Origin of the sequence: Streptomyces oryzae (assembly GCF_017676365.1) — a bacterium.
In the GTDB taxonomy this organism is placed as follows: Bacteria; Actinomycetota; Actinomycetes; order Streptomycetales; family Streptomycetaceae; genus Streptomyces; species Streptomyces oryzae.
This window is the reverse complement of record NZ_JADKMA010000039.1, coordinates 31335-42125: the sequence shown is the minus strand read 5'-3', so window position 1 is coordinate 42125 and position 10791 is coordinate 31335. Positions and strand designations below refer to the sequence as shown.

The window sequence follows — 10791 nt, the reverse complement described above, 5'->3', positions numbered from 1 at the left end:
GGGCTCAAGCCCCTCGACGGGCTTGAGAGGGAGGGCGAGTTCCCTTGTTCCCGGAGAGGGATTTGCCCTGCGTTGTCGGTTCGGCGCAGTGCGTGAGCGAAAGGCCCCCACTGCCGCCCTGCCGGTGTCCCAGGTGCCGAAACCGGCTCGCGCAGACCCACCCCGCCTCCCATACGCTTGCTCTGTGACCCCCGCCCAGCTCTCGCGCACCATCCGGTACACGCTCTCCCGTGTGCTCTCGGACGATGGCGGCAGCGGGAGCGGCAGTGGCATTGGCATCGGGAGCGAAGGGCGCGCCGATGAGCTCTTGGCCGGCGTGCGCATCGTCGTCGAGTCCCCGCCGCGACGGGGGGACGGAGATTACGCGACCGGGGCCGCGTTCCAGGCGGCCGCCGCGTGCGGGCGGTCGGCGCGCGAGGTCGCGGCGGAGCTGTGTGTGCGGCTCGTACGGGACGAGGGCGCCGTGGCGGAGGCCGTGGTGGTCGGCGGGGGGTTCGTGAACGTCACGCTGGCGCCCGCAGCCCGGGCCGCGCTAGTGCGCACCCTCGCGGCGAGCGGGCCGGGCGGGATGCCCGGTTCCGCCGTCCCCCCGCAGCAGCCGGCCGACGTCCCCGCCCAGGACATCCCGCGCTGGGCCGCGTCCACAGGTGAGGACCCCGCGGCGCTCGCTGTCCGTACCGAGCGCTCCAGTTCGCTCTTCCGGGTGCAGTACGCGCACGCCCGGGTCTGCTCGCTGCTGCGCAACGGGCGGCGGCTCGGGCTGCGGCCGGAGGCGGAGAGCGCGGAGCGGCTCGACGAGGCCGGTGCCCGGCTGCTGGCGCTGCTCGCCGACCGGGCGCGGATCACCGCGCCCGGCGCGCTGGCCCGGCATCTGGATGCCGTCGCCGGAGCGTTCGCCGTATTCCACGACACGTGTCCGCCGCTGCCCCGAGGCGAGGAGAAACCCGGGGCCGCCCACCGCGGCCGGCTGGCCCTCGCCGAGGCCACCGGAGCGGTGCTGGCAGGCGGCCTGTCCCAGCTCGGCGTCACGGCACCCGCACAACTTTGAGACTTTGATCAGCAAAAGGGACACAGGGACACGATCATGAGCCGTTCCGCACACCCGGCAGGCCCCCGGCACGCCGATGTTCTCCCCGAGGGCCACTACACCGCGCCCCCGGCCGACCTCAACTCGCTCGACCCGCGTGTGTGGTCGCAGACCGTCGAGCGGACGGCGGACGGGGCCGTCAGCGTCGGCGGGCTGGATGTACGCAGGATCGCCGAGGAGTTCGGCACTCCGGCGTATGTGATGGACGAGACCGACTTCCGCGCCCGCTGCCGCGCCTGGCGGGACGCCTTCGGGCAGGACGCCGATGTGTTCTACGCCGGGAAGGCGTTCCTCTCCCGCGCGGTCGTGCGCTGGCTGTACGAGGAGGGGCTGAACCTCGACGTGTGCTCCGGCGGCGAGCTGGCGACGGCGCTGGCCGCCGGGATGCCCGCCGAGCGCATCGCGCTGCACGGCAACAACAAGTCGAACGACGAGATCCACCGGGCCGTCGAGGCGGGCGTTGGCCGGATCGTGCTGGACTCGTTCCAGGAGATCGCCCGGGTCGCGCACATCGCGCAGCGGCTGGGGCGGCGGCAGCCGGTGCAGATCCGGGTCACGGTCGGTGTCGAGGCGCATACGCACGAGTTCATCGCGACCGCGCACGAGGACCAGAAGTTCGGGCTCGGGCTGGCGGACGGCTCCGCCGCCGAGGCCGTGCGGCGGGTGCTGATGCTGGACAGCCTGGAGCTGGTCGGTATCCACTCGCACATCGGCTCGCAGATCTTCGACATGGCCGGCTTCGAGGTGTCGGCCCGCCGTGTGGTGGGGCTGCTGACGCAGGTGCGGGACGAGCACGGGATCGAACTGCCGGAGATCGACCTGGGCGGCGGGCTCGGGATCGCGTACACGCCCGAGGACGACCCGCGCGAGCCGCACGAGATCGCCAAGTCGCTGGGTGACATCGTCACGCGCGAGTGCGAGGCGGCGGGGCTCGCGGTGCCGCGGCTGTCGGTGGAGCCCGGCCGGGCCATCGCCGGGCCGACGGCCTTCACGCTCTACGAGGTCGGCACGCTCAAGGAGCTGGAGGGGCTGCGTACGTATGTGAGCGTGGACGGCGGGATGTCGGACAACATCCGCACGGCGCTGTACGACGCGGAGTACAGCGTGGCGCTGGTCTCCCGCGCCTCCGAGGCGGAGCCGATGCTCAGCAGGGTCGTCGGCAAGCACTGCGAGAGCGGTGACATCGTCGTACGGGACGCGTTCCTGCCGACGGACCTGGCGCCCGGCGATCTGCTGGCCGTGCCCGCGACCGGCGCGTACTGCAGATCGATGGCGAGCAACTACAACCACGCGCTGCGCCCGCCGGTCATCGCGGTCCGGGACGGGGAGGCGCGGACGATCCTGCGGCGCGAGACGGAGGAAGATCTCCTGCGACTCGATGTCGGGTAGCGAGATATAGATCCCACATACTGGACCGGGCGTGGAATCTCCGTTTCGGTAAGTGAGACTTGACCACAAACAGCTGTGTCGGGACAGACGGAAAACGAGGTCAGATGATGCGTACGCGTCCGCTGAAGGTGGCGCTGCTGGGCTGTGGGGTCGTCGGCTCAGAGGTGGCACGCATCATGACGACGCACGCCGAGGACCTCGCCCAGCGCATCGGCGCCCCGGTCGAGCTGGCCGGGGTCGCCGTGCGCAGGCCCGACCGGGTCCGCGCCGGAATCGACCCCGCGCTGATCACCACCGACGCCGCGGCACTCGCCGCGCGCGAGGACATCGACGTGGCGGTGGAGGTCATCGGTGGCCTGGAGCCGGCCCGGTCCCTGATCACCTCGGCCTTCGAGCACGGCGCCAGCGTCGTGACCGCGAACAAGGCGCTGCTGGCCGAGGACGGCTCCACCCTCCACGAGTCCGCCGAGAAGTACGGCGTCGACCTCTTCTACGAGGCGGCCGTGGCCGCCGCCATCCCGCTGGTGCGGCCGCTGCGCGAGTCCCTGGCGGGCGACAAGGTCAACCGGGTGCTGGGCATCGTCAACGGCACCACCAACTTCATCCTGGACCGGATGGAGTCCACCGGCGCCGGCTACAGCGAGGCGCTGGACGAGGCCACCGCGCTCGGCTACGCCGAGGCCGACCCGACGGCGGACGTGGAGGGCTTCGACGCGGCGGCGAAGGCGGCCATCCTGGCGGGCATCGCCTTCCACACCCGCGTACGGCTGGACGACGTGCACCGCGAGGGCCTCGCCGATGTGACGGCGGCCGACATCGCCTCCGCGAAACGCATGGGGTGCACCGTCAAGCTGCTGGCCATCTGCGAGCGTGCCGCCGACGGCCGCTCGGTGACGGCGCGGGTGCACCCCGCGATGCTCCCGCTCAGCCATCCGCTGGCCTCGGTGCGCGAGGCGTACAACGCGGTGTTCGTCGAGTCCGAGGCGGCCGGGCAGCTGATGTTCTACGGCCCCGGCGCCGGTGGCTCGCCCACCGCCTCGGCCGTGCTCGGCGACCTGGTGGCCGCCTGCCGCAACAAGCTCAGCGGCGGCAAGGGCCCCGGCGAGTCCGCCTACGCACAGCTGCCCGTCTCGCCGATGGGCGAGGTGGTCACCCGCTATCACATCAGCCTGGACGTGGCCGACAAACCCGGCGTGCTGGCGCAGGTGGCCACGGTCTTCGCCGAGCACGGCGTCTCCATCGACACGGTGCGGCAGAAGGGCAAGGAAGGCGCACACGACGGAGCCTGGCTCGTCGTCGTCACCCACCGGGCCCCGGACGCGGCGCTCAGCGCGACCGTCGAGGCACTGCGCGGCCTCGACACGGTGCGCGGGGTCGCCAGCATCATGCGGGTCGAGGGGGAGTGAACGGCCCGGGCGCCGCCCCAGGCGTGCGGTACGCAGCGCGAGCAGTACGGCGCGATGGGCAGCGCCGGACAATGGTCAGTAAGGGAGCCAGAGAACAGTGACCGTCATGGAGCCTCCTATGTCACAGATGCGCGCCGCGGGGCGCCCGCAGTGGCGCGGCATCATCGAGGAGTACCGCGACCGCCTCCCGGTCGCCCCGGGGACCACCCCCGTCACACTCCGTGAGGGCGGCACCCCGCTGGTGCCGGCCCAGAAGCTCTCCGAGCTGACCGGCTGCGACGTCCACCTCAAGGTCGAAGGGGCCAACCCCACCGGCTCCTTCAAGGACCGCGGGATGACGATGGCCATCACCCGCGCCAAGGAGGAGGGGGCACAGGCCGTCATCTGCGCCTCCACAGGCAACACCTCGGCGTCGGCCGCCGCCTATGCCGTACGGGCCGGAATGGTCTGCGCCGTGCTGGTGCCGCAGGGCAAGATCGCGCTGGGCAAGATGGGCCAGGCGCTGGTGCACGGCGCCAAGATCCTCCAGGTCGACGGCAACTTCGACGACTGTCTGGAGCTGGCCCGCGGGCTGTCGGACAAGTACCCGGTGGCGCTGGTCAATTCGGTCAACCCGGTGCGGATCGAGGGCCAGAAGACCGCAGCCTTCGAGATCGTCGACATGCTCGGGGACGCGCCCGACATCCACGTCCTCCCGGTGGGCAACGCGGGCAACATCACGGCCTACTGGAAGGGCTACCGCGAGTATCACGCGGACGGGCCCGCCACCCGTACGCCGCGGATGTGGGGCTACCAGGCGTCCGGTGCCGCGCCGATCGTGCGCGGCGAGGCCGTCAAGGAGCCGAGCACCATCGCCACCGCCATCCGGATCGGCAACCCGGCGTCCTGGACGCTGGCCGAGCAGGCGCGCGACGAGTCCGGCGGCTTCATCGACTCGGTGACCGACCGTCAGATCCTGCGTGCCTACCGGCTGTTGGCCGCGCAGGAGGGCGTCTTCGTGGAGCCCGCCTCGGCCGCTTCGGTCGCCGGTCTGATCCAGGCGACGGAGCAGGGCAAGGTCGAGCCGGGGCAGCGCATCGTCTGCACGGTGACCGGCAACGGCCTCAAGGACCCGGACTGGGCCGTGGCGGGCGCGCCGCAGCCCATCGTCGTCCCCGTCGACGCTGACGCCGCCGCCGAGCGCCTCGGTCTGGCCTGAACGCACCGGCTCCGCTGCGGGGCCGTCGGTCACCGACCCCGGCCCCGCTGCGGGGCAGGCCGCCGACACCGGCCCCGCCGGGCGGAACTGGTCCGGGCCCGGCCGGTGCGGCCGCCACTGGTCTGAACCGGTTCCGCCCGAGCTGGTTTTTACGGGCCGGTCCGCTGGGCAGATCATGTGTGGGCCTCTTCCGGGCCGGTTCCGGTTCCGCTTCCGCCTCCGGTTCTGCTTCGCATCCGGGTGCGGAAACGGTTCGGCTCGCCGGCGCTGTACGCTCGCGTACTGCGCGGAAGCACACGGCGGCTCACGACACGCATCGTGCGCCTCCTGTGCGCCCTATGTCGCCACTGAACCCACCTTCGATAGGCTGAGTTTCACCCCGACTCCCGTACGTCCCCGCCGCGGGCGAGCGCGGAGCCGTGACCGGTCCGGCGCAGCCGCGGTCGAGGGGATGCTCCGCAAACCCAAACCAAGGAGAGTCATCGTCAGATGGCCGGTCCCGCGTTCCGCGCCGCCGCCGTCCGGGTGCGCGTTCCCGCCACCAGCGCCAACCTCGGCCCCGGCTTCGACGCCCTGGGCCTCGCTCTGGGGCTCTACGACGACGTGGTGGTCCGCGTCGCCGACTCCGGTCTGCACATCGACATCGCGGGCGAGGGCGCCGAGACGCTGCCCCGCGACGAGAACCACCTGCTCGTCCGCTCGCTGCGCACCACCTTCGACCTGCTGGGCGGGCAGCCGCGCGGCCTGGAGGTCGTGTGCGCCAACCGCATCCCGCACGGCCGCGGCCTCGGCTCCTCCTCCGCCGCGATCTGCGCCGGCGTGATGGCGGCCCGCGCGGTGACCACCGGGGGTGAGGCCCGGCTGGACGACACCGCGCTGCTGGAGCTCGCCACCGAGATCGAGGGCCACCCCGACAACGTCGCGGCCTGCCTGCTCGGCGGCTTCACCCTGGCCTGGACCGACGGCGGCGCGGCCCGCGCGCTGCGGATGGAGCCCGCCGCATCCCTCGTCCCGGTGGTCTTCGTCCCGGCGAAACCCCTGCTCACGCAGACCGCGCGCGGGCTGCTCCCGCGCACCGTGCCGCACGTGGACGCGGCCTTCAACGCGGGGCGCGCGGCACTGCTCGTCGAGGCACTGACCCGGCGCCCCGAGCTGCTGCTGGCCGCCACCGAGGACCGGCTGCACCAGGAGTACCGGGCCCCGGCGATGACGGAGAGCGCCGACCTGGTCGGCAGGCTGCGCGCTGAGGGTGTCCCGGCCGTGATCTCGGGCGCCGGACCGACGGTGCTGGCGCTCGCCGCCGACGAGGGCGAGGCCGACAAGGTCTCGCGGCTGGCGGGCGAGGGCTGGACGGCGAACCGGCTGGCGCCGGACCTGGCGGGAGCCAGTGTCCTGCCGCTCTCCGCACCCACCCGGGCCAGCGAAAACGCCGGAAGCGCCGGAAGTGGAACCGAGAGCGGGACCGGGGGCGCGGCCGGTGACGGGGCCGGGAACGGGACGGGAAACAGGGCCGGGAACGGGACCGGAAATGCACCGGGAGGCGCCGACAGCGGGCCCCGGTGACAGCGGGTTGCGGATCTTTGAGAGGGGGAATGTTTGTTGGATCCGGTAGTGTTAACCTCAAGTCTGCACTCGCAGTCTCTTGGGTCTCGCGCGGGAAAGTGCGATGGTTCTAAGAGGGCGGTGCTTGCGTGTTCCCCTGGCAGCCCCAGCAGGGACCACCTCTTCTCCCAGGAGCCTCCCACACTGCTCGGCCTGTCGCCGGGTAGGGGCGAACACGCTCCGGAGCCGACGTGAAGGACATCCATGTCGAGGCTTCACGCCGAACCCACGTACTGATTTCCCCGCCGTACATCCAGGCGGGACCACCGCCCCGGCCAGGTCCGCGAACACAGGACCCCAGCCGGACAGCACAACCGGTCGCCGAGCCAGACAGGCCGACGTCCGCTCCAGGGAAGGACCCTTCGTGAGCGACACCACCGATCTGATGGGCGTGAACGCCGATACCGCAGCCGACGGTGCCGCGGCGCCCGCCGCTACGGATGCATCCGCCACGCCTGCCTCCGGTGCCGCACCCAGGCGTCGGCGCTCCGGCACGGGGCTCGAGGGCATGGTTCTGGCCGAGCTCCAGCAGGTCGCCTCCAGCCTCGGCATCAGGGGCACCGCTCGGATGCGCAAGAGCCAGCTGATCGAAGTCATCAAGGAGCGCCAGGCGGGCGGCAGTTCGCAGCCCGCGTCCGCCGCTTCGGGCAAGGGCGCCAAGGCAGCCGACACCAAGGCCGCCGGCACCAAGCAGAGCAAGGACTCCGACAGCAAGCAGACCAAGGCCGCCGAGGACGGCAAGTCCGGCGGCGCGGGCGCCGAGGAGGCGAAGCCGAAGCGCCGCGCCACCTCCCGGGCCAGGACCGGCGAGCCCGAGGCCGCGCAGCAGGAGCCGCAGGGCAGCCAGCAGCAGATCGACATCCCCGGCCAGACCGAGGGCGACGCCAAGGCGGCCCAGGAGGGCGGCGGCCGTGCGCGCCGTACCAAGGCCGAGGCCGCAGCCGACACCGCCGAGGGCCGCACGGACGCCAAGTCCGGTGGCGAGGGCGGCAAGCAGGCCGCGCAGGACGGCAAGGACGGCAAGTCCGAGCGGTCCGAGCGCGCCGCGCAGGACGGCAAGTCCGGCGGCCCCTCCGGCGAGGGCAAGCAGCAGCAGGACCGTCCCTCCAAGCGCGAGCGCCAGCGCGACCGGGACCGCGACCGCAACCGCGGCAAGGGCGACGGCGGCGGCCAGCAGCAGAGCCAGGCCGGTGGCGGCGGCCGCCGGGACGACGGCTTCGACGACGAGGGCGGCGGCCGGCGCGGCCGGCGCGGCCGCTACCGCGACCGCCGGGGCCGGCGCGGCGGCCGGGAGGACTTCGAGCCGCAGATCTCCGAGGACGACGTCCTGATCCCCGTCGCGGGCATCCTCGACATCCTCGACAACTACGCGTTCGTGCGCACCTCCGGCTATCTGCCGGGGCCGAACGACGTGTACGTCTCGCTGGCCCAGGTCCGTAAGAACGGCCTGCGCAAGGGCGACCACGTCACCGGCGCCGTGCGCCAGCCGCGGGAGGGTGAGCGGCGCGAGAAGTTCAACGCGCTGGTCCGCCTCGACTCGGTCAACGGCATGTCGCCCGACGACGGCAAGGGCCGTTCAGAGTTCAACAAGCTGACCCCGCTCTACCCGCAGGAGCGGCTGCGGCTGGAGACCGAGCCGAACCATCTGACCTCGCGGATCATCGACCTGGTCTCGCCGGTCGGCAAGGGCCAGCGCGGTCTGATCGTGGCCCCGCCGAAGGCGGGCAAGACCACGGTGCTGCAGTCGATCGCGAACTCGATCACCCGGAACAACCCCGAGTGCCACCTGATGGTCGTCCTCGTCGACGAGCGTCCTGAAGAGGTCACCGACATGCAGCGGTCGGTCAAGGGCGAGGTCATCTCCTCGACCTTCGACCGCCCGGCCGAGGACCACACCACCATCGCCGAGCTGGCCATCGAGCGGGCGAAGCGGCTGGTGGAGCTGGGCCACGACGTGGTGATCCTTCTGGACAACATCACCCGGCTCGCCCGCGCCTACAACCTGGCGGCGCCGGCCTCGGGCCGCATCCTCTCCGGTGGTGTCGACTCGACCGCGCTGTACCCGCCGAAGAAGTTCTTCGGTGCCGCGCGGAACATCGAGGACGGCGGCTCCCTGACCATCCTCGCCGCGGCGCTGGTGGAGACCGGCTCCCGGATGGAGGAGGTCATCTTCGAGGAGTTCAAGGGCACCGGCAACATGGAGCTCAAGCTCGACCGGAAGCTCGCCGAGAAGCGGATCTTCCCCGCGGTGGACGTGGACGCGTCCGGCACCCGTAAGGAAGAGATCCTCATGGCGAACGAGGAGCTCCAGATCGTCTGGAAGCTGCGGCGCGTGCTGCACGCTCTGGACCAGCAGCAGGCCATCGAGCTGCTGCTGGACAAGATGAAGCAGACGAAGTCCAACGCGGAGTTCCTGCTCCAGATCCAGAAGAACACCCCGACGCCCGGCAACGGCCAGGACTGAGGGCCGTCGCCCGGACGGAGGACGCGAGGGCCGCTCCACCACATACGGTGGGGCGGTCCTCGCGGTCTGTTTTGGCTGCTGAGAGCTTGCCCACAGCCGCTCCCTGGCCGGTAGCCGGTGCCGCTCGGCAGGCGCGGGTACGTCGTCGCAGGTAAAAAGGGGAGTAGTGCCGCGTTGCGGCCCGGTCCGTGCGCCGCTGTCACGTAACGCGCTCCTGGCGCGCGTGGTGACCTGTTGTGCAACCCTTCGGCGAGACACAGCGTCCACCCGGGACAACGTCTCCACCGGAGGACGTCCCAGCACGACAGAACGGCGCCGCGAGGCAGGACTGAGGGAAGTGACCATGGCGGGCGACAGCTACGAGGGCGACACGGCGGCAGCGCGCCGCTCCCGGGGCATACGCGCCTCAGGCCGTCGCCGCAGGCCGCTCAGCGGACGCCGACGGGCCGTCCGCGCAGCCGCCTGGACCGTCGCAGGGGCGGTCGTGCTCGGCGGGACGAGCCTCGGCTTCGTCTACTTCAAGCTGGACGGCAACATATCCGGCGTCGACATCAACGCGGCGCTGGGCACCGACCGGCCCGAGGACACACCGAACGGCTCCATGGACATACTCGTGCTCGGCTCCGACAGCCGGGCCGGGGCCAACGCGAAGTACGGCAAGGACGAGGGCGGCGCCCGCTCGGACACGGCGATGGTGCTGCACATCAACGAGAAGCACGACAAGGCCAGCGTCGTCTCGATACCCCGGGACACCATCGTCCAGCGGCCCAGCTGCAAGGGCGACAAGTCCGAGGGCGGCAGGACCGTCCCCGCACAGCAGGCCATGTTCAACTCCGCCTACAAGGTCGGCGGCCCCGCGTGCGCCGTGAAGACCGTGGAATCCCTCTCCGGCGTCCGGATGGACCACTACCTCGAGGTCGATTTCGCTGGCTTCCAGAAGCTGATCAACACCCTCGGCGGCGTCGAGATGACCACGCACAAGGCGATCAGGGACAAGGACAGCCATCTGAACCTCAAGGCGGGCACCCACCGCCTGAACGGCGAGCAGTCCCTGGGCCTGGTCCGTACCCGGCACGGCGTGGGCGACGGCAGCGACCTGGGCCGTATCCAGCTCCAGCAGGCGTTCCTCAAGGCGCTCATCGACCAGGTCAACAGCGTCGGCGTCTTCAGCAGCCCCAAGAAGCTCTACGACCTCGCCGACACCGCGACCTCGGCCATCACCACCGACTCCGATCTGGACTCGGTCGGCAAGCTGACCGGCATGGCCAAGATGCTCAAGGGCATCAAGTCCGACGACATCCAGATGACCACGCTGCCGGTGCAGTACGACCCTCAGGACCCGAACCGCGTCGTGCAGATCGACTCCAAGACCAAGAAGGTCTGGTGGGCGGTCAAGCACGACAGACTGGTGCCGAAGTCCGCGACGAAGGGCTCCGCCGGTGACAAGACCGATATAGGCGGTGTGCTGCGCGGCGGCAACGCGGACGCTTCCGGGAGCCCTCAGGCGGGCCCCTCCCACTGAGCGCGGGTGCCCGGGCCCGGGGCAGACCGTCGCCCCGGGAATAACGGGCCCGGCGCCCCGGTTTTGGGGGGTGCGGGAACCAGTGGCAAACTGGACCGTCGGCCCCGGTTCACGGGAAACAAC

7 protein-coding genes are annotated in these 10791 nt (G+C 71.5%); all 7 read left to right on the top strand.

Annotation, left to right across the window (positions count from 1 at the left end; translation table 11 throughout):
- Positions 1 to 184: 184 nt before the first annotated feature.
- The 7 genes from ITI46_RS10430 (at position 185) to ITI46_RS10400 (ending at position 10668) form a co-directional block, all read left to right on the top strand.
- Positions 185 to 1048, top strand: a complete 864-nt coding sequence (locus ITI46_RS10430; RefSeq protein WP_209239171.1) for a DALR anticodon-binding domain-containing protein — start codon at positions 185 to 187, stop codon at positions 1046 to 1048.
- Between the two features lie 36 nt (positions 1049 to 1084).
- Entirely contained in the window at positions 1085 to 2476 is a 1392-nt protein-coding gene (gene lysA / locus ITI46_RS10425) for a diaminopimelate decarboxylase (protein ID WP_209239170.1), read from the top strand.
- Between the two features lie 107 nt (positions 2477 to 2583).
- Positions 2584 to 3882: a homoserine dehydrogenase gene (locus ITI46_RS10420; RefSeq protein ID WP_209239176.1), complete on the top strand. Its 1299-nt coding sequence runs from the start codon at positions 2584 to 2586 to the stop codon at positions 3880 to 3882.
- Positions 3883 to 4000: 118 nt separating this feature from the next.
- A complete protein-coding gene (gene thrC, locus ITI46_RS10415; protein WP_247745765.1) occupies positions 4001 to 5080 on the top strand; it encodes a threonine synthase in 1080 nt (359 codons plus the stop codon).
- Between the two features lie 489 nt (positions 5081 to 5569).
- Entirely contained in the window at positions 5570 to 6643 is a 1074-nt protein-coding gene (thrB, locus tag ITI46_RS10410; protein WP_247745764.1) for a homoserine kinase, read from the top strand.
- Between the two features lie 403 nt (positions 6644 to 7046).
- Positions 7047 to 9146 (top strand): transcription termination factor Rho, encoded by a 2100-nt coding sequence (gene rho / locus ITI46_RS10405; RefSeq protein ID WP_209239168.1) that lies wholly within the window; start codon positions 7047 to 7049, stop codon positions 9144 to 9146.
- Between the two features lie 343 nt (positions 9147 to 9489).
- Positions 9490 to 10668, top strand: a complete 1179-nt coding sequence (locus ITI46_RS10400) for an LCP family protein (protein WP_209239167.1) — start codon at positions 9490 to 9492, stop codon at positions 10666 to 10668.
- Positions 10669 to 10791 lie beyond the last annotated feature (123 nt).

Coding starts and splice junctions, on each gene's coding strand:
- lysA (WP_209239170.1), top strand. CDS start 1,085: ATGAGCCGTTCCGCACACCCGGCAGGCCCCCGGCACGCCGATGTTCTC.
- ITI46_RS10420 (WP_209239176.1), top strand. CDS start 2,584: ATGCGTACGCGTCCGCTGAAGGTGGCGCTGCTGGGCTGTGGGGTCGTC.
- thrC (WP_247745765.1), top strand. CDS start 4,001: ATGTCACAGATGCGCGCCGCGGGGCGCCCGCAGTGGCGCGGCATCATC.
- thrB (WP_247745764.1), top strand. CDS start 5,570: ATGGCCGGTCCCGCGTTCCGCGCCGCCGCCGTCCGGGTGCGCGTTCCC.
- ITI46_RS10400 (WP_209239167.1), top strand. CDS start 9,490: ATGGCGGGCGACAGCTACGAGGGCGACACGGCGGCAGCGCGCCGCTCC.